Below are 25,175 nucleotides of genomic sequence, written 5' to 3' on the forward strand. Positions count from 1 at the left end.
AAACCTCAGCTGGGTGTACAGCACATGGCGGCACACGGATCGATGCAGTGGGCCGGATCGGTTAGCGGGTTGCAGACTGGCGGCGATGGCGGCGCCGGCGGGTTGGTGCAACTCAGGTTGTTGCAATCGGGCGGCGGATCGTGCGTGACGGGCGGATCGCCCGGGTTGACTGGCGTGCCACCGTTGCCCGCACCCGGCGAGGACACTGGCGCGCCCGGCTCGATGGCGTCGGACTGCATGTGCAGCGTCACCTGCGTTACCAGCGGAATGCGGCCGGCGGCCAGCAGCTTGGTATGGAACGCGTCGGTGTGCGGGTCCAGCCATGTCAGGTAATTGGTATACAGGTTCTTGACCATCGGCACCTTGGGCAGATAGCCCTGCGTGATGCGCAACTTGATCAGGTTGGCGTCCTGGATGGTCTGGCCCGAGGTAGCGCCGACTTTCTGGTCCTTGTCGGCCTGGCCGCTATTGGGAATGACGCGGCGGCTGCCGGTATGCAGCGCGGCCTGTCTGGCCGCATCGTTCCAGTCATCAAAACTTTCCTTGCTGGGATTAAGCAGTTCAATGTTGACGTTGCCGACGCCATTCGGGCCGATGTCGGCGGCCGCTTTCGCCAGCGCAGCAGCCAGCTCGGCCGGCGTCTGTCCGCCGCCATACAGCGGCACCAGCGCCCGCACATAGGCGGCATAGACGCTGTCCACGCTGGCGTTGGCGGTGGCGCCTTCGCGCGCGGCCATGAAACTGGCGTAGTTGATCTGGCTTTTGGCAAAAAATAGCATGCCGTACTGCAGCACCGACAGGCCCAGCAAGGTGATGATGGGACCGACGATGGTAAATTCGATCATCGCGGAGCCGCCTTGCGGTGCTGGCGGGGGTGGTCGGGAGGAGGGCGCCGGTACGGCCTGCAAACGCGGATGCGCTAGCCTATCGCCAGGACGGATGGTCATCGCCGCGATTGCGCCGGCCGCCAGTTCCAGCGCGTGGGTGGCGCGCCGGTACCGCTTGCCTTCGGCGTTCCGGCTGATACCGCTGATGCTGGCGCGCCATGGCCGTAGCGCCACACATTGGGTCACCACACCGTCACGGTCCAGATACACCACGTCGATGGCATAACGCATGAAGGCGCCGTGCACGCTGGGGCAGTGGGTGATCAGCAAGCCCTGCGCACTGCCCAGCGGACCAGCCAGCATCAGGCCGCGCAAGCGCGCAAAGAAACTATCGGCGAGCCGCAGCGTGAGCCGATGGGCGCCGCTGGCCGTGTGCAAAGTGCTGCTTTTTGCTGTCGTCATGGCGTGTTTCCTTATAGCCCCGAGTGCATGAACTGGATCACGATGGGAAAAAACAGGACGATGAAGGTGCAAGGGAAGATGAAGGCGATCAGCGGGAACAGCAGCTTGACGGGCGCTTCCATTGCCAGCTTTTCGGCGCGCAGGAAGCGCTCGGAGCGCCGCTGGTCCGCTTGCGCGCGCAGCACCGGTCCCAGGTTCATGCCGATGCGTTCGGCTTGTATCATGGCCGTGATGAAACTGCTCACGGCCGGTTCCTGGACTCGCTCGCTCATGGCGCGCAGCGCATCGGCGCGCACCTTGCCGTTGCGCACATCGCGTAGCACGCGCTTGATTTCATCGCACAGCGTACCCTTCGGTCCCTTCAGCGCCGCCTGGTTCAGCGCGCCCGGCAGGTTCAAGCCCGCTTCCACGCACAGGGTGATCAGGTCAAGATAAAACGGCAGTGTTTTATGCAGCTCGCTTTTGCGGCGGGCGATACAGTCGCGCAGCCAGACGCCGAGGTAGAGCCAGCCGCACAAGGCGCCGGCGGCGCCCGCCTCCCAATAGCGGGAGACACCGAAACCACCGGAAGCGCTGGCTTTGCCCAGCGAGTCGAGCACCCAGCACGACGCAGCGGCAGCACCCAGCGCGCATAGCAGGCGCGCTGCCGTGAACTGGGCCGGACTGATGCTGTAGTCGAGGCCGGCCTTGCGCAGGCGCACCGGTAGCGAAGCCGTCGGCGCGCGTGAAATGAAGGGCCGCAGCGCATGGCCGCAGCAGTGGATCGGCCACCAGAACAGGCGAAAGCCGAGCGGCGGCGCGTCCTTGTAGCTGCGGTCCTCGGGCGGAATGGCGGCCAGCGCGCCGGCCAGCAGCGCGGCGGCCAGTGCGACGGCCAGGCCGGACAGCAGGGCCAGGGCGACGATGATCAGTTCGATGCGTGCGGGTGACATGGCGGCGTCCTAGACGTCGATGGCGACGATGCGCCGGATGACGTAAATACCGAGGAATTCGAGCGTGGCGATGGCGGCCAGCGCCGCCCAGCCCATGCCGGTGTGCCACAGCTGGCTCATGGCGGCCGGCTCCATATGGTCGAGTACCAGCATCAGCGACAGCGGCAGCAGGCCGACGATCCAGGCCTGCAGTTTTCCCTGCGCCGTCAGGGTACGGATCTTGCCTTCGATTTGCAGGCGGCTGCGGACAGTGTGGGCGGTGCGTTCCAGCGTTTCGGCCAGGCCGCCGCCAGTCTCGGTGGCGATGCGCATGGCGGACACCACCAGTATCGTGGTCTGCGTGGGAATGCGGCGCACCAGGCCGTTCAGGCTGTGTTCCAATGTGACGCCGAGGCGCTGTTCGCGCAGCATCAGCGTGAACTCCTGGCCCAGCGGCGCGCGCGCCTCGATGACCAGCTGCGAGATGGCCATGTTCAGGCTCAGGCCCGCGCGCAGGGCGCCTGCCAGCATCATCAAGGCGTCCGGCAATTGCTCTTCGAAGGTGCGCAGCCGGCGCACGCGCAGCCAGGCGTAGACCACCCGAGGCAGCAGGGCCAGGCCGATGAAAACGGCGGCGGCGACCAGCATGCTGCCGGTGGCCAGGCCGGCGACAATCGCGCCCAGCGTCATCAGGGCGGCGTGGGCCAGGAAGATCCTGGCGGGATCGACGAACAGGAAGAATTCACGCACCTGGAAGCGGGTGCGTTCGGTGAAGTGGGCGCGGTAGCGGCGCATCGTGCCGATGCCGATATCGATTACCAGCCACGCCAGGATGGCCGCCGCCAGGGCCGCGATGGCGGTGACGAACAGCAGCATGTTGCTGGCGCTCATGGCCATTCTCCCTGCTTGAAGATATGCATGTCCAGCGTATTGCCGTGCGCATGCAATTGCTCGTAAAAGCCCGGCACCATGTCGCAGCCGCTGAAATAGCCCTGGATATTGCCGCCTTCCGCTTTGGGGGCGTAACCCTGGTTGATGAAGCGAAATAACTCCTGGATCTGGAATTTGCCACTTTCCATGCCGGTGATTTCGGTGATGCTGGTGACCATGCGCGTGCCGCAGGAGAAGCGCGTTTGCTGCACGATCATCTGGATCGCGGAGGCGATCTGCTCGCGGATAGCGGACAGGGGCAAGTTCATGCCGGCCATCATGACCATGGTTTCCAGCCGCGCCAGTGCGTCGCGCGGGCTGTTGGCGTGCAAGGTCGTCAGCGAGCCGTCGTGCCCCGTATTCATTGCTTGCAGCATGTCGAGCGCCTCGCCGCCACGGCATTCGCCGATGACGATGCGGTCCGGCCGCATGCGCAGGGTGTTCCTGACCAGCTCGCGGATCGAGACGGCCCCTTTGCCTTCGACATTGGCCGGCCGTCCTTCCAGGCTGATCCAGTGTTCGTGGTGCAGTTGCAGTTCGGCCGCATCTTCGACCGTGATGATGCGTTCGCCAGAGGGGATGAAGTTGGACAGGATGTTGAGCAGGGTGGTCTTGCCCGAACCGGTGCCGCCCGAGACGACGATATTTTTGCGCGCGGCCACGCAGACTTCCAGGAAGGCCGCCATGCCGGCGCTGATGGCGCCCAGTCCCACCAGGTCGTCGGCCGTCATCTTGTATTTGGCAAACTTGCGTATCGTCAGCGCCGGTCCCTTCAAGGCCAGCGGGGCGATGACGGCGTTCACGCGCGAGCCATCCTTCAGGCGCGCATCCACCATCGGCGAGGATTCGTCGATACGCCGGCCCAGCGGTGCGACGATGCGTTCGATGACGCCCAGCACAGCGCGCTCACTGGTGAAAGTCAGCGGATGTTTTTCCAGCCGCCCGTTGCGCTCGATATAAATCTGGTCGAACTGGTTGACCATGATTTCGGTGACGCCCGCATCGGCCAGCAATTCTTCCAGCGGCCCCAGGCCAACGGCTTCGTCGAGTACCTGCGTGGCCAGCAGCTGGTGGTCCAGTTCAGGGGGAATGGCGGCGCGCTGGTCGCGCATGATGTCGCTGATGTAGCGCCGCGCCTCGATGCGCAATTGATCATCGCTCATTTTCGAGACATCATGGCGGCGTAAATCCATTGTTTCGAGCAGGATGGCGTGCAGGCGCTGGCGCCATTCGAATTCGAGTTGCTGCAGCGCCCGTGGCGCCAGCACCAGCGAATAGGCATCGGCCGGCGTTGCGCTGTTCGCCTCGGCGGGGCCTGGTTCGCCGCCATGCTGGATCTTGTGCTGGATGCGCTCGGCCGCCAGCCGGGAGGCGTGGATTTCCGCTGTCGCATGCTGGTTGCGCGCGGCGGCGCTGCTCGAGCGCGAATGCGGCGCCGCCGCCTGCACTGCCTGTACCGCGCTGTGCAGATCGAGCACCTGTAATTTGTAGGGTCCGATGGCGATGATGTCGGTCGGCGCCAGCGGGCCGTGCTGGGTAGCGATGCGCACGCCGTTGACGCTGGTGCCGGTGTACGAGCCCATGTCTTCCAGCAGCACGCCGGACGGCGTCCTGAGCAGCCGCGCGTGTTCCTTGCCGACCCTCCAGCTGTCGAGCCAGATATCGTTGCTGGTCTTGTTGCCGACCATGCAGTCGTCAGCGACGCTGACTTGCCTGCCGCTGCCGTCGGGATTGAGGATGTCGACCTGGAACATGATGATCTTGTCTGGTGATTATTGCGTCAATGGCTGAACCGGTTCGGCCGGTGCAGGGCGTGGTGGAACCTGGTTGAAACGGGCCGCATCGGCGCCGGGCTGCAGCGGATTGCTCAGGTAGGGCGGGCCATCGAGCGTGCGTTCCAGCCGCTCGGCCGCGCGGCGGGTTTTATCTGCCAGGCCGGCGCTGTGGCTGTCGACGATGCTGGGCGTGACGAACACCACCAGTTCGGTTTCCTTGTTCTGGAAACGTTTCGAGCGGAACAGCGCGCCCAGTATCGGTATGTCGCCCAAGAACGGCACCTTGTCGATATCGGTGCTGCTATTGCGTTGCAGCAAGCCCGACAGCACGATGGTCTCGCCTTGCCGCACGTTGAATTCAGTCTTGGTGCGCCGCGTCAGCAAGGCCGGGCCGCTGGTGGTGGACAGCGACGCGTCGATGGAACTGACTTCCGATTCGATGACGGCGCGGATGATGCCGTTGCTGCCCACCCGTGGTTCGATGTCGAGCTTGATGCCGTAGGGTTTGAATTGCACCGTCACGCCATTGATCGAAGCGACTGAATATGGAATTTCACCACCCGCCAGGAAACTGGCCTTGTAGCCGCTGCGGGTCGATAATTGCGGCTCTGCCAGTATGCTGGCCGTGCCTTGCTGATCGAGCGCCAGCAACTGTGCGTTCAAACCCAGGTTGATGGCGCTGAGGATGGTCAGGTTTGACGGCAGGGGAACCTGGCCATTGCCGTTCGGCACGGTAATCGGCGGCGCGTTGGCCTCGCCCGTCTTGACCGAGATCGCGTAGCCGCCCGTGTCGCCACGGCCGGATGGCGCCCAGATGGCGCCGACCGCCGCGCCCCCGGTGGCGCCCCATTTCAGGCCCAGTTCGCGCAGTTCTGTCTTGGGAAATTCCACCACCTTGACATCCATCATCACCATTTGTTCCCAGCCGATGGGACTGGTGAAGTTGACGATTTGTGGATAGCGCCTGGCCAGTTCGGCCACCTTGTCGCGGTCCGCATCGGACAGTTCCTCGCCTTCGACGATCACCTTGTCGCCCACCACGCTGGCCTTGGCTTTCGGTATTGCCGCCAGGAAGGCAGCCACGTCGCGCAGGTAGCGGCCCATGTCGGCGGCCAGCACGGTGACCTTGATCCGCTGGAAGCGCCCTTGCTGGTTCCACACGAACAGGGTGGAGGTGCCGGCGCCATTGGCGAAGATGATGACATCCTTGTCGTCGAGCGCATTGGCGGTGATGACCTGGCCGTTACCCACCGCGATGCGCGCCACGCCCGGCGTGGAAAACACGCGCGATTCGCCCGTAAACAGTTCGAGTTCCGGCACCGGCTCGCTGTCTTCCTGCTTGTGGATGGGTGCGTAGTGCTCCGTTGCCTTGGCAACCGTAAGCGCGGGCGCTGGTTTTGCTTTGAGCAGGTTTGTCGACAGTGAACCGCGTGCTGGCGGCGCCGGGAGCGGTGCGCCGGCTGGCATGACGTCTGGCGCAAGCGTTTGGGCACGGACCATCGTCACCGCGCCGGTCAGGCTCATGCTTAATCCGATGAGAAGAAGCTGCACAAAATGTGTGCTTCCTAGCCTGTGCGGCAAGGTACAGAAAAGGTTGTTCATGGGCCTGGTCCAGAAATGGGCGTGAAATGCCCTGCACACAGCGGCGCCGTGCGATTTTTTGCGGATAGCTGACATGGTTGGCTCAGGGCGAACTGGTTGGTACGCCTGCGGCCGGCGCCGGTACAGGCACCGGTGCAGCGGCTGGCGGCGGTGGGAATGCGATGTCACTGGACAAGTTACGCCCCAGGTGCAGCGCTTCGGACGGATATTTCGCACCGCTGCCGCCATACAGCACGGGTATGGTTCTGCTGGCGCTGATGGGATTGCCCTCGGGCTGGGTGCCGAACAGCGAGCCCAGGTCATAGTTGTCTCCTGGCTTATAGTTGTCGGCGGGGTTTCTCAGCAAGGCGGTCAGCTTGCCGGTTTCCCGCGCGAGGATGATGTTTCTGGCTTGCTCGGGCGTAGCGTCGAGCGTGACGGTGGCAAATTGCATGCGCTCGCCACTTTTCGGATCGTCCACCGAGCGCTGGCCCGTGGCCATGACTTGCATGCTTTGCAGCAGCGGCACGACCATCTTCCTGCCGTTCTGGTCGATGGTAAACATCAGGTCGATCAAGTCGCCCGGTTCCAGCATGCCGGAAATGGAATTGATTTCATCGACTACCACCGTGATGGCGCGCTGCCCTTGCGCCAGGCGCGCCGAAAAGGTCGGCGCCCGCTTGCCCGCCATCTGGCTCCACATGATCATCTCGCCTGGCTTGACCTGGAAGGCAAGGCTGTTGCCGTCGATGCGCTCGAAATCGGCCGGCAGCACCGCGCCTGAATGGGCGTATTCAAGCGGTATCTTGCGTACGGCAACGTTCTGGTTCGATAGCACCGTGTTTTGCGCCAGTTCGGTTTTGGCGACCACGACGCTGACCATCTGATGTTGATTGCGCGCTTCGATCGCCGCCACCTGCGTGCTCAGGAAGCTGCGCGTGGCAAGTGCGGCAAGCAGGCCGATGGCGAGTGCGGCGCCCAGCACGGCCCAGGTCTTGTTCACTTTTAGTCGGGCAGGAAAGGTCAGTTTCATGATTAGCCTGGCAGGGAAATGGCGTAGCTGAAATTCTGATAGGCCGTCCTGAACGCCTCAAGCAACTGCTTCAGGACGCTGGTGTCGCCACTCATGCCCACGCCAAGGGCGATGGCGAGCGCGGCGCAGACGATGACGTATTCCATGCTCGATTGCCCGTCTTGCAGCCGGCGATGAGGAGTGAGCGGCGTCATTTTGCGCGTGCCATGTCGGTGACGGTGTTGAGGACGATGGCCGTGTCGCCTTTGCTGTCGCGGTAAACCACGGCGACCGCCTCGGCGTCGCGACGCTTGAAAAACAGCGTCGTGCCATCGCGCGCAGACTGTAGGGAAGCTGCATTGCCGGAACCTGTGGGTGAGGCGCTTCCCTCGCTGATGTAGCCTTCGGCGTCCAGCATGCGCTTGATGTGTTCGACGTTGAACGGCACGCCCAGGTTATTGCTGAGCGTGAGGAAATCGCTGCGGCGCGGACCATCCACGGAACTGGTCTGGCTGACGATTCTGGAGCCGGCCGGGAAGCGGGAAAGGGTGCGTTGCCCGCTTTCCTTCAATGTTGGCATTGCGCCGACTGCCGCGCCCGGACGCGTGACGGCAACCACCCCGCGCGTACCGTTGCTGGCGGGCTCCAGCTGCACTGTGGCGTAGAATTCGCCCAGCGCCTGGCCCAGCACCAGCTTGTTACCCTGGCTATCCTCGGCCAGGGGTTGTCCCAGGCTTTCGCGGAAAAGCTCTGCCACCTGGGCCGGCATCTTGGCCGACAGCACGCCCTGTGCCCGCAGCGGCAGTCCGTTGACCGTGATTTCGCCACCCACAGGGAAGGACTGGACCCCTTGCGGAATGGTCACTACTGGCCATTTTACTTGCGCCGACGCTGGGCCACAGAGCAAGGTCAACACCAGTAGCATCGCTGCCTGACCCGCCACTTTGTCGCCGACCACGTTTTGTTCATTACTTTGCGTTGCCATGATGTCTGTCTCCGATAAAGGGTTGTGCGTGCCGCTGGCAATTCGGCGAGCTGGCTGCGGGCCCGTCCGGCATGCCATGCGGATATCTACTTGAGCCGGTCGACAGGCACGACGTCGGCCCAGAAATCCAGTTGGCCCAGCCGGGGAGCAGAAATATGGCCTGCCTCTGCCAGAGCGACGCTGCCGCTGACCACTGCTGCCGCATCTTTCAGGTAGGTGGCGGGCACCAGCAAGCCACTGTCCAGGCGGGACTGGACCTGGGCCGGCCTGCCGGCTTGCCAGCCATCGATGACCACGCTGGTGTGGCGCGTGATGGCCAGGTTGATTTTGTCGAAAGGTTCAAGCATTTTCAGGCCAGCCGGCAGATTGGCCAGCTGGACCGAGACGTTGCCGGTGTAGATGCCCCGGCTACCCAGGCCCAGTTCGTTGGCGGTATGGATGCCGATTGCCGAACCTGCTACGCCATTGAAAGGCGCGCCATCGCTGGCGGCGGTGAACGCGTCGGCGTGGTTCGGTTTTTGTTCCGGACCGAAGCTTACCGCCACATCGCGGTTGAAGTCGGCAATCAGCGGCGCATTGCCGGGGCCGCGCCAGAACAGGTTGTGGTTGGCGCTAAAATTGCCAGCGACGTCCCCCGTCTTGATGGAAGAGTCTGTATTGCTGAAAAAGCGCCGGCCTATCTCGGTACTCAGTTCCTTCGGGGTTTTCCAGCTGTTTTGCGCGTCGTTGCGGGTCACCGCCTCGAACGTGACGTAGCGGCTGGCCATTTCGGCCTGGGCGGCGATATCCTGGTACTTGGCGATCATCGGCATCAGCAGGTAGAGCGGCAGCAGGGCCGCCGCCAGTACCAGAAATTCGGTCAGGGCCTGGCCGCGATGGTGTCGCCGGCTCCGGTCTGGAAATTGCCGTTTCATGGATGCGCTCCCGTCTTGATGATGCGGAATCCACCGGCCAGGTACGGCGCGAAGATGGCGCCATTGACCATGGTGTCCAGTTGTACTTGGGTGGCCCACATCTTGACACCCGCGGTGGTGGTTCCTTCCAGCATCATTCCCGACTGTTTCAAGTCGCCGTTGACCGCCGAGGACGTGAAGGAACCACCGCGCGACAGGCACATCGTGCCTTCGGGATCGAAGGGATTTTTCCAGACATCGCATTCCAGGCCGAGTATGGTCTTGCGTTCGCCTGTGCCGTAGGGCGGGTTGCTGTGGATGGCCGCTGCCAGGGCGGCCATGGTCGGATTGCCGAGTGCTGCGCGTTCAATCGCGGCGATTTGCGCCGCACTCATTGCCGGCTGGCGGACCGGCGGCCTGGCGTTGGCATGCCCTGCGGCATCGCAGGCGCCACGGGCGGTTTTTTCTTGCAAATCGATCTCGCAGCTGCCCAGGCTGGAGGAAAGGCGGGCCGTATGGAATGGGGTTTCCAGCAGACTGCAATCGAGCGCGTTGACGCCGTATGTCAGTCCATATGCATAGGTGATGCTACGGTTGAGGGCCGAATACGTGTCGCTGCGATTGCTGTTGAGATGATCCGGCCAGGCGCGCGGTGGTGTTGATGGACGGCCGCTGGCATTGTTGTCGCGTACGCAGTTATTCACTTGCACATGCAGCAGGAACAATGAGGTGGTGTCATCGTTCGGTGGCCGGCCCACCAGATAACTGCGTCCGCTGACCAGGTGCACCTTGACCATGGCGGCGTGCGAACCGGGGGCGGCCAGCGTCTCGTGCGGCATGGGCGCCTTGTCCCGTTCTTCCTCGGCCTGCGTCGCCGCCCTGGCCGGCAGCGAGAGTGCGCAGAGCAGAAGGATCAGCATCCGACCCAAACCCGCCAGGGATGGGGCAGGGCATCGCCATGCATTGTTAAGCGCAAGCTTGTTCATCGTGGTCCTCCCAAGGCCATGGCTAGCGCCATGTCGGCTGTTGACGTGGAAATCAGGCGCGCTTGCCAATACGGATTGAACAGGCTGGCCAGTTCGGTCTTGCCGTCGTCGCGGCCGGCGGGGCGCTCAAAATAGACTTCCGAGCTGGCCACCGCCGCCAGGACATTGGCGACCGGTTTACCGTCGATGATGGCCAGCCGGCCGCTCGGTTTCACGACCGAGGTACCGTCGGACGTGGCGAGTTGCTCCCTGGCCCGCGTGAGCCGTATCGCGAATTTCAGGCGAGGCTGCGGGTCGGTGGAGGTGTAAGCCAGGGCAGGCATGGACAGGTCATAAAAGGTGGGCAAGCCGCTGTAGCCCCAGTCGGCGCTGCTGGCGGCGGCGCTGGCGCGTGGGTTGTCCGGACGCGAATTGCCGTAACGCGCGCCCGCGTCGTCGGGCGAGCCGGTGGCGGCCGCCTGGGTGCCATAACCGAGCGGCAGTTCATCGTCATCGCAGGTGGGCAGGTGAAAGATGCCATGCGTATGCCATGACCAGTGATGCAGGGAGGCGGTATCCATGGCTTTCCACTCGTCGAAATCGATGAGTTCGGTCCCGCCGCGCCGGCGGAAGGCCGCCTTGTTGCCCAAAATGCAGGGAAAGCTGTTGGCCGAGGTCCAGGAGCGTTGTTTGACGAAGTCGTCACGGTTCGCCGCTGTTACTGCCGCATCCTTGAAACGTTCCCGGTCGGCGCCGGAGTAGGCATGGATGAACGGTTGTCCTTCGAACAGGGAGAAATGATCGGTAATCGGCATCGTATCGACCTGCACGCTGCCATCGCCGGCATAGTTGGCGTCGGCTACCTGCTGCATCAGCGCTTTGCGCTCGATCAGGAAGGTGGCCGCCATGTTGGTTTGCGCGCCTTGCAGGATGGTCTTGGCCGCTTCGGACAAGGCAACCGTGGTTTGTGCGGCAAATTGGGCTACGCCATTGACGGTTTCGGCGGTGAGCTTCGCCCCAACCAGGCTGAGCAGGTAGCAGACGGGAATGTAGTCGAGTAGCGCCAGTGCGACCGGTACCGAATACGCAGAATAGCAATTGAGTGGCGGCACATTCTGTGTGTGCCTGGTGACATGCGCCGACCAGGAAGCGATGCTGACGGCCTGGGCAATCATGACTTCGTTGGCCATCAGCGCGCGGTTGGTATAGGCGTCGAAATTGAGCGCGCGTGCATGCATCACGGCGGCGCTATAGGCCACCGCGTCGGCAGTGTTGACGAGTTTGGTTTTTTCAGCCGTGAGTTGGCCGGTATTGAACAGGAATAGCAGGGCGGCCATGCCGCCCAGGAGAACGACGATGCCGTAGATGAGCGCCTGTCCTTGCTGGCGGCGGTGCGCGAATGTGGCTGCGGTGGATGCGTGTGCCGGTTTCATGGTGCGAGTGGCAATCCGTTGTAAGGGGGACATGGCGTGCAGGCAAGGAGCGTTGGCGTACAGGCGTCTGAAGAGAACCCGCTTAGTTCTGTTTACCCGTGGTGGCCTGGTCGCCGTAAGTGGACAGGCTGTTCTTGCTGGCGTCCTTGGCTGCCGCTTCGGCTTAGGTTGCGGCGGTGGCTGCCTTGGCGATGGCGGCCGTGCCATCCTTGCCGGCAACTTCCATGGCCATGCCGGCCGTCTGGTTGCGTATCGTCGCGCCGAACAGTTGATACACGGCGATGGCGGCGACGGCGATCAGGGCGACGATCACGATATATTCGGTCATCCCCTGGCCTAATTGTTGTTGGTAAGACTTGAGTTTCCGCATTGCAGGTTTCATTTTAAATACCTTTCATTTGAGTAAAAACAAATAAAGAACGATTAACCAGAAAGCACACTCATGGTATGGCCTATAAGATAAGCTGGCTTAATCGATATCAAACCGGTGGTAGATTGATGAGGACGGGTGTAAAGATAGGGCGCGCATCAGCGGGATACGCGATGGGAGGAAAGGGAAATGCTGGCTTGCTATGTAAGTAGATTTTTAGTTGGGGCGAAGAGGGTAAATAATTTTGTGTAAACGGTTCTTTGGCAGGACACTGCCGCTATCAAGGAGAAATAATGACCGGCGGTCTCGATTTGGCTTGAACGATGCCCAAAGAAACAGGCACAGTGCGACGCACGCCAGTGGGATTTTCAGTGGCCTGTCGTTGAAATCAGGCACGCTGATACCTATGAATATCCCAAGTCAGTCGGGTGATCGATGTTGAGCAGGAAAAAGACGAGGATCGGGAGAAATCCGGTGAGCAGCCCAAGGAGATATGGTTTCTTCTTATTTGCTGGTTGCTCAGGCAAATGATTCATCATGGCATAGACGCTTAGCTCAGCAATTGATCGTGTACTAACGCAAAGCATGCGGTCAGTGTTCAGCAGTTTGCTTGAGTTGGCTGACGTCTCTCAGCACCTGTCCATACGATCGATACAAGTTGGCCGCCGGCAGGCGACCTTGTTGCGCCATGAGCGCATGCACCTGATGCAAGCGATAGAAGGGTACGCGTGGATATTCATGATGCTCGATATGGTAATGGATACGATGCGGTCCGACGAAAAAAGTTTGCCAGCTGCGCCGTACGACGGTACGCGCACTGAATCGCTGATCTTCCGATGCCCGGTAACCGGCATGCTCGGTGATCGCGCGTATGCGCCCGAACAGCGGTAGCAAGGTCAGCGCTGGCAAGATCCAAAGCCCGAAATACAGCGCTGCATGTCCCGCCGCCGCGAGCAGTCCGATCATCACGCCCTGCACCGCAACGATGCTGGCGATTGCGCAGAGCCTCTTGCTGTGGTCGGCAGCCTTGTGCGGATTGCGGTCACGCTGCCTGGTGCGGACCAGATTGCGCGCGCTGAGGAAGTAACCAATGCCGGTGGCATCTTTGAACAAACGCCACACCAATTCCCTACGCGTTACGGGGTAGTCGTCGATGCCGAATATGGTGGCGACCGGATCGTCGGCCACCATCGGCGCGCGGTGATGCTGCAAGTGTCCGCTGCGATAGAAGTCCATCACCAGCAGCAGTGGCGCTGCCGCGAAGAGCTGGCCTGCGATGTCGTTCAGGCACCGATACGACAGCAGGGTACCGTGAGCGCTTTCATGCATCAGCACGGCTAGCGCGAGCTGGGTGCGGGCGATCAGGATCGCGCTCAGCAGAAACACCAACGGATGGGAAAAGCGGATAGCCGCGACGAAGCAGACAGCAATCAGCACCCAGTCAAGCGCGACGGCGAGTAGGGCGCGCGAATTGCTGATCGTTGTGAGATGTGCCGGTAATAGAGGCCTCATGATGGACGCCTCATCGGTGGATAGACCGCGCGGCCAGCTCGTACAGCACCGCTACCCAGCTCTGCAGGCGTGCGCCGGCTACCGCGCGGCCGTCCGGCGCAGGCAAGGTGGGGCCGCTTTGTAGCAGGCCGGCGCACGCGTTGCACAGGTCTTGGGCGAACGTTGCCGCGTCGCCGCGCCAGATGACGATGCGATGTGCCAGCCCTAGCGCCGCCGCGCGCGCTGCGTTGATCTTCTGCTCAGGCTGCTCGGTTAGCAGCAGCACGATGGGTCGACCGTAGACCAGCGCCACCGACAACGCCGCCATGCCGGGTGCCGAGACGATCAGGTTGCTGGCGGCAGCTTGCCGCACCCAGTCGGCATCCTGCGCCTCCCATCGCGCGCGCCCGGCATAGCCCTCGCCGACCAGCGTTGCGTGCATGCAGGCGAGGCCCAAGCCGGTTTCGACGCCTTCGGCCAGGCAGGGGTCGCGGAAATGGGGATTGAGGTAGACGGCTGCGCACGCCTGGGCGCGCGGCACTGCGTCGTCAAACAGCGCGGCCACAACGACCGGAGTCGGCAGGCGGAATGTGGCGCCGTCGCAAGTCGCCTCGTAGCTAAAGTCGTGCTCAATGCGCGCTAAGCTGGCGTTGATCTGCCATCCGACGATACGATGGAACAGGCGTGACAGGATAGCTGGTAGTCGCCCGGAAAAATTGTTTTGGACCGCCTGCCGCAAGCTGGCACCGTAGACGTGTACCACCTTTCCCCGCCATGCGGGCATGCAGCCCATGAACAGCAATGCCGGGTGAAAGGAGTCGTTGATGATGAGGTCCGCGCTGCGCAGAGCGGCGCGTAGTTGCATAATGTCGCGGCACATGCGCGACGGTCGGAACAGATAGTTGGCGATATTTGCGTCGGTTTCTGCGGGCAGCATGTTTTGCCGGGTGTCGAACTGGACTGCGTAGTGGCGCGACAGTACGTGCGCAGTGATTCCGAATCCGGCCAGAAAAGCGACCCCTTCGTCCGATGTGGTCAGTACCTCGACATCGGCGCCATATTCGCGCAACGCATGCGTGAGTAGTTGCGCGCGCATCAGGTGGCCGCGGGCGTCGGCCGTTGCCAGATAGGTGACCTTGATGGTATTCATGGACGTGCAGGCCACAGTCGCAACGCGGCGCCGGCCAGATACATGATGAGCGCGCTGGAGACGCCCCAGGCACGGTCGATGGCGCGAATCTCATCGAGCAGCGATGCCAGACTCCCGTGTTCGGACGGCAGCACCAGACGTGCCAGCGTATGCTGGCACAAGCGAACGTGGCGGTCTTCATCGCCCAGCACGCCAGCCAACAGGGGATATAGCGGATGAACTGCGCCAATTAGTGCGCAATGGCGCCGCAGAACGCGGGTGAACGTCTGTTCGGCACACAAGCCGATAGCGAACGCCGGGATGAGGTGGCCCGCGGAAAAGCTGCTGCCGTAGCGATGCGCGAGTGTGCGCCATTGCGCTATCTTGCGCAGGGTGAGCGTATCGGGCCGCGCGGACAAAGGTATCGGCGCTATCCCGCCCCGCGCCGTTAGTGCAGCCGCAAACAGCGAAGCATGACGCCGTTCGTCCGCCAGGTGCTTTTCCAATTGTCGCGCCAGCCAGACCGGCGGCTGGCCCAGCAGGTCAGACTGCAGCGCGATTTCGCTGGCCTCCTCGCCGATCAGGTAGATACGCAACAGTAGCCGCTCACCGGCCACGCTGGCATGCAGTTGGCGCAGGGCGGCACGCTTGATGCTGTCGACCCAGCGCCCCTGCATGGCCGGCAAACCGCGTAGTGGCGGCGCTGCCAAGCGGGCCGGCAGCGGCCTTCCATCAGCGTGCAAGCGCATCGCCCGCCACCAGTTGATTGCCCAACACGAGCCCGATAAAGCTTTGCTGAAGGAAGTCCGACGCCGCATCGCCGGCCCCGGCAAAGGCCTGTTGCTGATCGCCGTAGCGTAGGTAGCCTTGGCCGTGCACAGCGCCGATGGTTAGCTTTTCGCGCGCGGCGAAGCCATGCTTCATCAGCGGCTTGAGCAGCGGCTGCTCGCTCAGGCCGTACAGGAACAGTTCGCGCTGGACCACGTGGTCGGGAATTTTTCCAGTCAGCGCTTCCAGCTCGAATGACCAGGTGCCGTGCGCCAGCAGGCCGCCGGCGTTGCCGGCGCCTGGCGGATCGGTGCGCAGCCTTGCGCGCATCACAGGCTTGGCTACCTTACCTGCACCGAGCGCGATGGTGATGTCGGCATCGCCCGTGTTCGCGCCGCGGTTATCACGTACCTGTACCAGGTGGCTGGACAGGCGCGATGCCAGGACCGGATCGGACACCAGCTTTGTGACTTGCTCGAACGTTACCAGCACACGTCGGCCACTTGCTGCCGGCACGTCCACCAGATAGGGGGCAATGTGTACCGCGCTGAACGCCCCCTTGACAGGTGTATGCGCATGGCCGCTGACTGACCAGGCGTCTCCGGATTTACTCAGTATCAGGTGGACGCTGACCGGTACGCGGCGGCCCGCTTCGTCCAGTGCCGAGCCTTGCAACAGCACGTCGCCGACGATGGACTTTTTGTCATAACTGCGGGCGTTGTTGAAGTGAATCTGATGCGAGCTGGTGTCGACTGCTGCCGTGGTGGCCTGGTCGTCGAGGCCGATGCGGTTGCACATCTCGGCGCGCATGCTCACCTCGGGTAGCGGGCAGCCGCTGGTTGATGCAAAATAGTGAACGCCACGTCCCTCCAGGTCCGTGGCGCCGGCGCTCAAGGTCAGCGCCAGCGCGCTCAAGGCTGCCCATTGTAAAGGGGGGTAGGAACGGTGCAAGGTCATGGTAGGGTTTCCCGTGGTTAGCGTTCATGGTAGGACAGCGATTGTGCGTCGGCCCCCTCGGCGGCTGCGCTGCGGATACCCAGGCCCCGGCACAGTGCGCCAAGCATGTCCAGCCCAGAAAAGATCCCGATCAGGACGACGGCTGACACCCGGCGCAGGCCGCGTACCGGCGCTGCATCCTGATGGTTGAGTGCGCGCAGGCTGTACCACAGTCGCGCCGTCAGCACGCAGAGCGGTCCGACAGGGCCACTGTGACCCAGCCATTGCATGGACCTTGGCAGATAGGTGCGCACCAGGTGGGGCGTCAGGCCGAGCGTGTCCTGTCCGCGCATCCAGCGCAATTTGAGCAGCTCGAGGCGGGTATCGGGCAGCTTGTGCTCGGTGTGTGCCCGCGCCGCGTAGTGCAGAACCACGCCTGCGGCTTGGAGGCGCAGGCCCAGCACCTGACAGTGCGCGCGGTACACGCCGTCGAGTGGCTGATAGCGGTGCTGCGCGAACACCTCGCGCAAGAACACCACGTTGTTGGCGTAGAAGTTGCGCGTCGCGCGAGCTTGCAGCTGGCTGGGGAAATACATAAAGTCAATCGTGGTTAGGGCGGTGCCTGCCACGGTGGCGGCGTAGCTGGTGCGGCCGGCCACCACTGCCGGTGGCGCTGCCTCTGTCAGCGGCGCGATCAGCTGTTCAAGCCAGTCTTGTTTGGGCGTGCAGTCGGCGTCGGCGAAGCAGACGTAGTCGCAGCGGTCGGCATGGACTGCGTCGAAACCGTCGTTCTTGGCCTGGTAGTAGCCGGTGCTGGCATGGATACGCACGAAGTCGATGCCGCGACCTGCCAGGCGCTCCGCGCTTGTGCGAATGCGCTCGGACAGGCCGTCGTGCGTGACGACCAGTTGCGCGAGTGCGCTCAGTGCTACGCTCTGTTGCGCCAGCAGGCCGATCACATGCAGCAGGCTGGTGCCGGCCGCATCCAGGTCGGCACCGCCGCGCAGGTTATTCGTCTCCAATACCAGCGCGGTACGCGCGGCGACGTGTTCATGCGGCATATTGATTTCCATTGCCCAAACAAGACGAGGGCCGTTAATTGGTCAAATCGGCGCACCGTTGCGCGGCCAGCTCCTCAACTCAATCCAGATGAGGCTGCTAACCAAGCTAAGCTGCAGGCGTACGGACTGTCTATTCCGAGATGCCATTTTGCTTTGCTAGTTCCGAACCCATCTTAATTTTGGACAATATCAGCATTAGTCGCCCCGGGCATTGATGGGTCAGCTTACTGCCGTCATGCTGGCGAACGGCGGCCACGGTGACTCATGGAACACCCGTCCTCATGGCCGCATTCTGCTGCTAGCAGGCTGATGCATCGATGCTTATTGGCAATGTTTTCATTTGCGCTATCAGTCGAAGCCGGCCGATTGGTGCCGGGGCGATTCCGGCCACACCGAGCCAGAGGAGTGCAGTGGAGATTGTTTATGCCTTGTGTCGCGCTGCTGACGACCCTCTTGGGCTCGCCCGCGTGAACGGTCAGAGCTCTGTGTCAACCTACTGTGAAACAACTTCATCATGCAAATTCAGCAGATTGCACGCAAGCGCGCTACTTACTCCCATTTTTCATTGCTCATTATTTGGCATCCAGAATCGGGCTCGATCAATCTGGTCGATGTGAGTGGATTCGAAGCTGCGGCCTCTGCGTCCCGCACGTGGCGCTCTACCAGGCTCATGCGGCAGCTTTAAGGCGGCTTATTTTTTCTCCTGTTGCGCTTTCTTGATTTCCGCTTCGCTCACTTTCCTGGCCGGCGCCTTCGTGGCCGGTGAAGTGGGGTGCTGGCGGGTGGCGGTGGCTTGCGCCATGATGGCGGCGCAGTCGGTGTCGGGGGCTTTGTCGATGTTGACCAGCGGCAGCAGGGCGGCGACCGGGGCGACCACGGTGGCCAGGGCGATGGCGGCGCCGGCTTTCAGTGCCAGTGGGCCTTTTTGCGGACCCACGTCGGGGTTCTTGAAAGTGCCTTTTGCATACAGCGGCGTGCGCAGCGAGATGATGCGGGCGCCCTTGGTTTTCGGGCGGATGTCGAGGTCCAGGGTTTCTTTCGCCAGGCTGACATTGCCGGTCACGTCGACCACCGCGCTGTCGGTGTCGAGCACGAAACGGCGCACTTTGGCCAAGCCATCGGTGACGGCAAAATCGCTGGCCATGCAGTTCAGCTGCACTTGCTTGTCGCCGAACACTTTCACGAAGACGGCGTTGGCCAGGTTCAGGCCGGCCAGTTCCAGCATGAACTGGCTGACCGTGCCTTCGCTGACGGTGGCGGCCAGTTCGCCATTGGCCGTGGCCAGCATGGACGAGACGGAGTTGCCGTGGCCCGTCAGCGCTGCATCGCCATACACCTCGCCGAAGCTGGCCTGCATCGATTGCAGCTTGGGAAACAGTTCGCGCACTTTCAAGTGACGCGCGGCCACCTTGGCTTGCGCCGCGATGGTTTTCTGGCGGCCGTCGAGCGTGATGTTGGTGGTGATTTCGCCGCCCGCCATGCCGAAGTTCAAGGGCGTCAAACTCAATACCTTGTCTTTCATGTGGATGTCGGCGACGATATTGTCGAGTGGAATATCGTGCGTGCGCACCAGTTTTTTACCGGTAAATTTCACGTCTGCATCGAGTGCATCCCAATGCGCCGTATTGAACTGTTCCACCGGCAAGGCCTTGCTGTCGGGCTGGTTGGCTTTCTTGCCGCGCGCCTGTTTGCTGGCATTGCTTTCCGCGCCGATGGTGGGGCCCAGGTCTTCCAGGCGCAATTGCTCGGAACGGACTTCGCCGCGCAGCAGGGGGCGGGGCTGGCGCGGTAAATATTGCAAGGTGCCCGCCAGGTCGCTGGCGCCCAGGCTGCCTTTGAAGTTCTGATAAGTCCAGATCCAGCGTTGGCCATCTTTCTTGCCCAGCAGACGGCCGTTGGTGGCGTAGGCTGGCGTTTCCGGCAGCAGCACGCCTGTCAGCGGATACAGGTCGGCCATGCTGGCGCCCGCCAGGCTCAGTTGCAAATCGATGCCGGACAGCGTACGCGGGTCCGTCAGGGTGCCGTTGACGCTGGCCTTGTTCTTGCCCAGCACGGCATGGGCCTGCACTGGATAAATCGTATGGTTGTCCTTCAGCGACAGCACGGCGCCTGCCTTGCCGCCACCTGTCACGGGCGCCTTGCGGTAGCTGCCGCCTAATGTAAACGCGATGCCGTATTTTTGTGGTGCTGCGTTGGCAGTATCCTGGGTGTCGGGCGCCGTTGAGCTGACTTTGGCGCGCAGGTCGAGCGCGATGCCGTCGTCGAGATAGCGGATGGCGCCATCGGCAAAGGCCAGGCGGTCGATTTCGACCTCCCATTGCGAGGGGCCATTGTCTTTCAAGGTCCAGCTATTGCTGCCATCGGCGCGCCGCTGCAGGGAAATTTGCGGTGCTTCAAGCGCCAGGTCGGTCAGCACCACCTGGTGATGCAGCAGGGGCAGCAGGTGCAGCGACAGGTCGATGCGCCGCGCGCTGGCCAGTTGCGGACCGACTGTGACCCAGTCCGGATTGCCGATGTGCACGTCCTGCGCGCTGATCACGGGGCGCGGCACGTAGCGGCGCCAGCCGGTTTCCGTCGCCTGGCCCTGCGTCCATTTCACTTGCAGATCGCCGCCGATGGCGAACTCGCGCCCCGTGCTTTCCGAAACGCTGCGGTTGATGTAGGGGCGGGCGCGGTTCCAGTCGAAGGTCGCGATGATGATGACGAGGATGGCGATCAGGGCCAGCAAGACTGCGATTGTCCAGCCGACGATTTTCAACGGTGTAGAGCGTGTCATGGCATGTCCATTGTTTTGAATTTTTAGCCAAGATAGACTTTTTTTCCACGCCTGTCGGTGCGCTGGGTTACGTAGGAACAGAAGGTGGCTAGCATTGATTCCATAATTCGACTATTATTGAAATATGGAAAACGCCAACACACTTAATAAGCCGGCCTTGCCTTTGAGCAGCGCGGCCGCCATTGCGGCACTGGCCGCGCTGGCCCAGGAATCGCGGCTGGCTGTATTCCGGCTGCTGGTGCAGACGGGGCCGGAAGGCATGGCCGCCACCAAGATTGCCGAGGCGCTGGGCATCGCGCCCTCGTCGCTGTCGTTTCACCTGAAGGAGTTGGCGCATGCCGATCTGGTGACGGCAAGCAAGGCCGGGCGCTCCATCATCTACGCCGCCAACTATGCCGGCATGAATGGCTTGCTGGCCTTTTTGACGGAAAACTGCTGCGCGGGCGCGCCGTGCTGCGTCACCGAACCCCGTGAACCATCTTGACCAAAGGAGAATATTTGATGAACATCACGATTTACCACAATACCGCTTGCGGCACCTCGCGCAATACCCTGGCCCTGATCCGCAACACGGGGGTGGAACCTGTCATCATCGATTACGTCAAGCACCCGCCCTCGCGCGAGGAGCTGATCGATTTGATTAGCCGCGCCGGCCTGTCTGTGCGGGCCGCCATGCGCGACAAGGGCAACTTGTATGAAGCGCTGGGCCTGGCCAATCCGGACTTGCCCGATGCGGCCCTGCTGGACGCCATGCAAGCCCATCCTATTCTGATCAACCGCCCCATCGTCGTCACGGAACTGGGCGTGCGCCTGTGCCGGCCGTCGGAAAAGGTGCTGGAAATCCTGCCTTTGCCGCAGCAGGGCGCGTTTAACAAGGAAGACGGGCAAGCCGTGGTGGGCGCTGACGGCAAGCCGGTGGCCTGAGATGGACGACCTGGCCAATCAGTTGCCTAATATTAGCGCCGCGCACCTGGATCTGCCCAGCCTGGACAAGCTGGCGCCGGTGCAGCTGTCCACGCACGCACCGCGCATCTTGCTGTTGTACGGCTCCCTGCGTGAACGTTCCTACAGCAAGCTGCTGACGCTGGAAGCAGAACGCATCCTGCGCCATTTCGGTGCCGAGACGCGCGTGTTCGATCCGGCAGGCTTGCCGATGGTCGACAGTGTGCCGCCCGACCATCCGAAAGTGCAGGAATTGCGCGATTTGTCATTTTGGTCGGAAGGGCAGGTCTGGTGCAGTCCCGAGCGGCATGGCGCTTTCACGGGCGTATTCAAATCGCAGATCGACTGGCTGCCGCTGGAAACGGGCAGCGTGCGGCCCACGCAGGGGCGTACTCTTGCCGTGATGCAAGTGTCGGGCGGCTCGCAATCGTTTAACGCCGTCAATGGCTTGCGCGTGCTGGGCCGCTGGATGCGCATGGTGACGATACCGAACCAGTCTTCGGTGGCCAGGGCTTACCAGGAATTCGACGATGCGGGCCGCATGAAACCGTCGCCTTATTATGAGCGCCTGGTCGATGTGATGGAGGAATTGTATAAATTCACCTTGCTGGTGCGCGACCGCCGCGATTATCTGGGCAGCCGCTACAGCGAACGGCTGGAAGCGGAGCCGGCCATCGTGCGTGAATTGGCGGGCGCGGCCATGGAACACGAAAGTAAGTAGGCATCCATAAAAAACGGCGCCATCGGCGCCGTTCTGTTGTGATGCGTTGCAACGCGATCAGTGATTGCGGTCCACGGCAAAGGTGCACAGTTGCAGCAAGGATTGCTTGTAGACGCTGTCGGGCCAGCCGGCGATCGCGTCGGCGGCGCGTTGGGCAGCGATTTCCGCTTCCTTGCGTGTGTAATCCAGGGCGCCGCTGCTGGTGACGGCTGCCAGGATGGCGTCGAAATGCTGCTCGTCGCCTTGCTCGATGCAGCTGCGTACCAGTTCGCGCTGTTCCGGCGTGCCATTTTCCATCAGCCAGATCAGCGGCAGGGTCGGTTTGCCTTCACGCAAGTCGTCGCCCACGTTCTTGCCAATTTCAGCGGCGTCGCCTGCATAGTCGAGCACGTCGTCGATCAGCTGGAAGGCGGTGCCCAGCGAGCGGCCGTATTCGGCTGCCGCTTCGATATCGGCTTCGCTGACGCCGGCGATCAGGGCGCCCAGCTGTGCCGAGGCTTCAAACAGCTTGGCGGTTTTCGAGCGGATGACTTTCAGGTAGCTTTCCTGGGTCACATCCGGATCGTGCATATTCAGCAATTGCAGCACTTCGCCTTCGGCGATCACATTGGTCGCGTCCGACAGGATTTGCATCACGCGCATATTGTCCAGCGCCACCATCAGCTGGAACGAGCGCGAGTGCAGGAAGTCGCCCACCAGTACCGAGGCGGCATTGCCGAACAGGGCGTTGGCCGTCTGGCGGCCGCGGCGCATCGACGATTCATCGACCACGTCATCGTGCAGCAGGGTGGCGGTGTGGATGAATTCGACCACGGCAGCCAGTTCGTGGTGCGCCGTGCCGCGATAGGCGTGGGCGTTGGCCACCAACAAGATCAGCACCGGACGGATGCGTTTGCCACCTGCGCTGATGATGTATTCGGCGATCTGGTTGATCAGAATGACATCGGAGTGCAGTTTTTGGCGGATCACCGTGTTGACTGCGTCCATATCGGCGGCAATCGTTTGCACGATGGTGTTTTGGTTAACGTGGTTGTTAGCGTCAGACAAGGCGAACCTGCGATAGATTGTGGGTGCCGCGATTATACGACATGCCCAAGGCCTGCGTGATGTTTGCCTATAGTTTGGCTATGAGTGCCCGTTAATTGATTGCATTGCCCATGATGGTCATTAAAAAGCGCAGTAAAACGCTGGCATGACATCGTGTTCAGGTTGTCGACATACCACGATCATCCGCATTTGTGAATAGTTTTTGACGCATTTTCACAGGCCATGTATAATTGCAGGTTCCCCCTGTTGTGTACGGCTTGCTTTATGTAGCAGAGGGACAAATTCTTTCAACATTTGATGAGGTTTCAAATCATGTACGCGGTCATAAAAACCGGTGGCAAACAATACAAAGTTGTCGCTGGCGAAAAACTTAAAGTAGAACAGATACCGGCAGACATTGGTTCCGAAATCACCATCGATCAAGTTCTCGCCGTAGGCGCGGGCGACAGCATCAAGTTTGGTGCTCCATTGGTCGAAGGTGCAACGGTACTGGTTACGGTTGTGGCGCATGGTCGCCATGATAAGGTCAAAATTTTCAAGATGCGTCGTCGTAAGCATTACCAAAAGCATCAAGGCCATCGCCAGAATTTTACCGAAATCCAAATCGTTTCGATCAACGGCTAATCGCCGCTGTTTGAATTAATCAGCTATCAAGGAGTTATAAATGGCACATAAAAAAGGCGGCGGCACAACGCGAAACGGCCGTGATTCAGAATCAAAACGTCTGGGCGTTAAAGTCTACGGCGGCCAGGCTATCAATGCTGGCGGCATCATCATTCGTCAACGCGGCACCCCAGTGCGCGCCGGCGAAGGTGTAGGCACGGGCAAGGACCACACTCTGTTCGCGTTGATCGCTGGCAAAGTGAAGTTCGTTGTCAAAGGTGCTGGCTCGAAGCAATTCGTGACCGTTGTACCAAACGAAGCAGTACCAGCGTAATTCATCGCGGGGCGCTTGCCCCGCTGTGATCGCATGATGTAAGGCGCAAGCCTTCAATCGAAAGGCTCTGCCCAAGGTAGAGCCTTTTTAGTTTTATGGCGGCAAAATTATGAAGTTTATCGACGAAGCAAAAATCGAAGTCATCGCGGGCGATGGCGGCAACGGCTGTGCATCTTTCTGCCGTGAAAAATTCCGGCCTTTTGGCGGCCCCGATGGCGGCGATGGCGGTAAGGGCGGGTCCATTTGGGCCGTCGCCGACCGCAATATCAACACGCTCGTCGATTTCCGCTTTTCCAAAATGCACAAGGCTCGCAATGGCGAGCCTGGCCGTGGCGCTGATTGCTATGGCAAGGGCGCTGATGATATCCATATGCGCATGCCTGTCGGCACCTTGATCATCGACAACGCGAGCGGTGAAATCCTGGCCGACCTGACCGAACACGGGCAGATCGAATTGCTGGCCAAGGGCGGCGAAGGCGGATGGGGCAATATCCACTTCAAGTCCTCGACCAACCGCGCACCACGCCAAAAAGGCGAGGGCAAGGAAGGCGAACGCCGCGAACTGCGCCTGGAATTGAAAGTGCTGGCCGACGTTGGCCTCTTGGGCATGCCGAACGCCGGCAAGTCCACCTTCATTTCGGCTGTATCGAACGCGCGTCCGAAGATCGCTGACTACCCATTTACTACCCTGCACCCGAACCTCGGTGTGGTGCGCGTGTCGCACGAAAAAAGCTTTGTGATCGCCGATATTCCCGGCTTGATCGAAGGCGCTTCCGAAGGCGCGGGCCTGGGCCATCAATTCCTGCGCCACTTGCAGCGTACCGGTTTGCTGTTGCACATCGTCGACCTGGCGCCGTTTGAAACCAATGTCGATCCGGTCAAGGAAGCCAAGGCGCTGGTCAAGGAACTCAAGAAGTACGACGAGTCGCTGGTCGACAAGCCGCGCTGGCTGGTGTTGAACAAGCTCGACATGGTGCCGGATGAAACCCGCGTGAAAATCGTCAAGGATTTCATCAAGCGTTTCGGCTGGAAAGGTCCTGTGTTCGAGATTTCCGCACTGAACCATAACGGTTGCCCTGAACTGGTCAACGCGATTTACCAGCATCTGGAAGCGAAGAAACACAGCGAAAGCCGTGCCGAAGAAACGCAGATGACCGAAGAAGCACGCGGTATCTCGTCGATCGACCCGGATGATCCGCGTTTCAAGATCCTGGATTAAGCCT

Annotated in this window: 25 protein-coding genes; 6 read left to right on the forward strand and 19 right to left on the reverse strand. The window is 61.6% G+C overall.

Annotated elements, in window-relative coordinates:
* Positions 1 to 5 precede the first annotated feature (5 nt).
* From HDE72_RS05570 to HDE72_RS05655, 18 genes are all read right to left on the reverse strand, one after another.
* Positions 6 to 1,289 carry a DUF192 domain-containing protein gene (locus tag HDE72_RS05570; RefSeq protein ID WP_183737786.1) on the reverse strand — a complete coding sequence of 428 codons (1,284 nt, stop codon included), beginning with the start codon at positions 1,287 to 1,289 and terminating at the stop codon, positions 6 to 8.
* 11 nt (positions 1,290 to 1,300) lie between these two features.
* Positions 1,301 to 2,221, reverse strand: coding sequence for a type II secretion system F family protein (locus HDE72_RS05575; RefSeq protein ID WP_183737788.1), 921 nt, complete (start codon positions 2,219 to 2,221; stop codon positions 1,301 to 1,303).
* A gap of 9 nt (positions 2,222 to 2,230) precedes the next feature.
* Complete coding sequence (locus tag HDE72_RS05580) at positions 2,231 to 3,091, reverse strand: type II secretion system F family protein (RefSeq protein ID WP_183737790.1); 861 nt, start codon at positions 3,089 to 3,091, stop codon at positions 2,231 to 2,233.
* Positions 3,088 to 4,884, reverse strand: a complete 1,797-nt coding sequence (locus HDE72_RS05585) for an ATPase, T2SS/T4P/T4SS family (protein WP_183737791.1) — start codon at positions 4,882 to 4,884, stop codon at positions 3,088 to 3,090. Before HDE72_RS05585 ends, HDE72_RS05580 begins: the two co-directional genes overlap by 4 nt.
* 18 nt (positions 4,885 to 4,902) lie before the next feature.
* A complete protein-coding gene (locus tag HDE72_RS05590) occupies positions 4,903 to 6,429 on the reverse strand; it encodes a type II and III secretion system protein family protein (RefSeq protein ID WP_260176527.1) in 1,527 nt (508 codons plus the stop codon).
* Between the two features lie 160 nt (positions 6,430 to 6,589).
* A complete protein-coding gene (cpaB, locus tag HDE72_RS05595; RefSeq protein ID WP_183737795.1) occupies positions 6,590 to 7,519 on the reverse strand; it encodes a Flp pilus assembly protein CpaB in 930 nt (309 codons plus the stop codon).
* Positions 7,520 to 7,521: 2 nt separating this feature from the next.
* Positions 7,522 to 7,713, reverse strand: coding sequence for a hypothetical protein (locus tag HDE72_RS05600; RefSeq protein ID WP_183737797.1), 192 nt, complete (start codon positions 7,711 to 7,713; stop codon positions 7,522 to 7,524).
* Positions 7,710 to 8,483: a hypothetical protein gene (locus HDE72_RS05605; protein WP_183737799.1), complete on the reverse strand. Its 774-nt coding sequence runs from the start codon at positions 8,481 to 8,483 to the stop codon at positions 7,710 to 7,712. The genes HDE72_RS05600 and HDE72_RS05605 overlap by 4 nt, the downstream gene beginning before the upstream one ends.
* Before the next feature lie 86 nt (positions 8,484 to 8,569).
* The gene (locus tag HDE72_RS05610; protein WP_183737801.1) at positions 8,570 to 9,397 is read right to left on the reverse strand and encodes a hypothetical protein; all 828 of its coding nucleotides are present in this window, start codon (positions 9,395 to 9,397) and stop codon (positions 8,570 to 8,572) included.
* Positions 9,394 to 10,296 (reverse strand): hypothetical protein, encoded by a 903-nt coding sequence (locus HDE72_RS05615; RefSeq protein WP_183737803.1) that lies wholly within the window; start codon positions 10,294 to 10,296, stop codon positions 9,394 to 9,396. The genes HDE72_RS05610 and HDE72_RS05615 overlap by 4 nt, the downstream gene beginning before the upstream one ends.
* 62 nt (positions 10,297 to 10,358) lie before the next feature.
* Positions 10,359 to 11,774 (reverse strand): pilus assembly protein TadG-related protein, encoded by a 1,416-nt coding sequence (locus HDE72_RS05620; RefSeq protein ID WP_183737805.1) that lies wholly within the window; start codon positions 11,772 to 11,774, stop codon positions 10,359 to 10,361.
* A 163-nt stretch (positions 11,775 to 11,937) separates the two neighbouring features.
* Positions 11,938 to 12,144: a hypothetical protein gene (locus HDE72_RS05625; RefSeq protein WP_183738314.1), complete on the reverse strand. Its 207-nt coding sequence runs from the start codon at positions 12,142 to 12,144 to the stop codon at positions 11,938 to 11,940.
* 591 nt (positions 12,145 to 12,735) lie between these two features.
* Entirely contained in the window at positions 12,736 to 13,656 is a 921-nt protein-coding gene (locus tag HDE72_RS05630; protein ID WP_183737807.1) for a fatty acid desaturase family protein, read from the reverse strand.
* 10 nt (positions 13,657 to 13,666) lie between these two features.
* Positions 13,667 to 14,785 carry a glycosyltransferase family protein gene (locus HDE72_RS05635; RefSeq protein WP_183737809.1) on the reverse strand — a complete coding sequence of 373 codons (1,119 nt, stop codon included), beginning with the start codon at positions 14,783 to 14,785 and terminating at the stop codon, positions 13,667 to 13,669.
* Positions 14,782 to 15,513 carry a hypothetical protein gene (locus HDE72_RS05640; protein WP_183737811.1) on the reverse strand — a complete coding sequence of 244 codons (732 nt, stop codon included), beginning with the start codon at positions 15,511 to 15,513 and terminating at the stop codon, positions 14,782 to 14,784. The genes HDE72_RS05635 and HDE72_RS05640 overlap by 4 nt, the downstream gene beginning before the upstream one ends.
* Positions 15,497 to 16,489 carry a hypothetical protein gene (locus tag HDE72_RS05645; protein ID WP_183737813.1) on the reverse strand — a complete coding sequence of 331 codons (993 nt, stop codon included), beginning with the start codon at positions 16,487 to 16,489 and terminating at the stop codon, positions 15,497 to 15,499. Before HDE72_RS05645 ends, HDE72_RS05640 begins: the two co-directional genes overlap by 17 nt.
* Before the next feature lie 17 nt (positions 16,490 to 16,506).
* A complete protein-coding gene (locus HDE72_RS05650; protein WP_260176529.1) occupies positions 16,507 to 17,529 on the reverse strand; it encodes a glycosyltransferase family A protein in 1,023 nt (340 codons plus the stop codon).
* A gap of 691 nt (positions 17,530 to 18,220) precedes the next feature.
* Positions 18,221 to 20,305 carry an AsmA family protein gene (locus tag HDE72_RS05655; protein WP_183737817.1) on the reverse strand — a complete coding sequence of 695 codons (2,085 nt, stop codon included), beginning with the start codon at positions 20,303 to 20,305 and terminating at the stop codon, positions 18,221 to 18,223.
* 124 nt (positions 20,306 to 20,429) lie between these two features.
* Here HDE72_RS05655 and HDE72_RS05660 point away from each other — a divergent pair, with 124 nt between their 5' ends.
* Genes HDE72_RS05660 through arsH form a run of 3 tightly spaced genes read left to right on the forward strand, consistent with a single transcriptional unit; the run spans position 20,430 to position 21,968 of the window.
* Positions 20,430 to 20,789, forward strand: coding sequence for an ArsR/SmtB family transcription factor (locus HDE72_RS05660; RefSeq protein ID WP_221291179.1), 360 nt, complete (start codon positions 20,430 to 20,432; stop codon positions 20,787 to 20,789).
* Positions 20,790 to 20,806: 17 nt separating this feature from the next.
* A complete protein-coding gene (gene arsC, locus HDE72_RS05665) occupies positions 20,807 to 21,229 on the forward strand; it encodes an arsenate reductase (glutaredoxin) (protein ID WP_183737819.1) in 423 nt (140 codons plus the stop codon).
* 10 nt (positions 21,230 to 21,239) lie between these two features.
* Positions 21,240 to 21,968 (forward strand): arsenical resistance protein ArsH, encoded by a 729-nt coding sequence (gene arsH / locus HDE72_RS05670; protein WP_183738318.1) that lies wholly within the window; start codon positions 21,240 to 21,242, stop codon positions 21,966 to 21,968.
* A gap of 57 nt (positions 21,969 to 22,025) precedes the next feature.
* On the opposite strand, the gene ispB is transcribed toward arsH, so the two are convergent.
* On the reverse strand, positions 22,026 to 23,015 hold the full coding sequence (gene ispB, locus HDE72_RS05675) for an octaprenyl diphosphate synthase (RefSeq protein WP_183737821.1): 990 nt from the start codon (positions 23,013 to 23,015) through the stop codon (positions 22,026 to 22,028).
* A gap of 312 nt (positions 23,016 to 23,327) precedes the next feature.
* Between ispB and rplU the strand changes: the two genes are divergently transcribed.
* The 3 genes from rplU to obgE all read left to right on the forward strand — a co-directional run bounded on the left by rplU (position 23,328) and on the right by obgE (position 25,171).
* Complete coding sequence (gene rplU / locus HDE72_RS05680) at positions 23,328 to 23,639, forward strand: 50S ribosomal protein L21 (RefSeq protein ID WP_034754730.1); 312 nt, start codon at positions 23,328 to 23,330, stop codon at positions 23,637 to 23,639.
* Positions 23,640 to 23,679: 40 nt separating this feature from the next.
* Positions 23,680 to 23,952, forward strand: a complete 273-nt coding sequence (rpmA, locus tag HDE72_RS05685) for a 50S ribosomal protein L27 (protein ID WP_183737823.1) — start codon at positions 23,680 to 23,682, stop codon at positions 23,950 to 23,952.
* A gap of 109 nt (positions 23,953 to 24,061) precedes the next feature.
* Complete coding sequence (gene obgE, locus HDE72_RS05690) at positions 24,062 to 25,171, forward strand: GTPase ObgE (protein ID WP_183737825.1); 1,110 nt, start codon at positions 24,062 to 24,064, stop codon at positions 25,169 to 25,171.
* Positions 25,172 to 25,175 lie beyond the last annotated feature (4 nt).

The organism is Janthinobacterium saanense (genome assembly GCF_014200675.1).
In the GTDB taxonomy this organism is placed as follows: domain Bacteria; phylum Pseudomonadota; class Gammaproteobacteria; order Burkholderiales; family Burkholderiaceae_D; genus Janthinobacterium.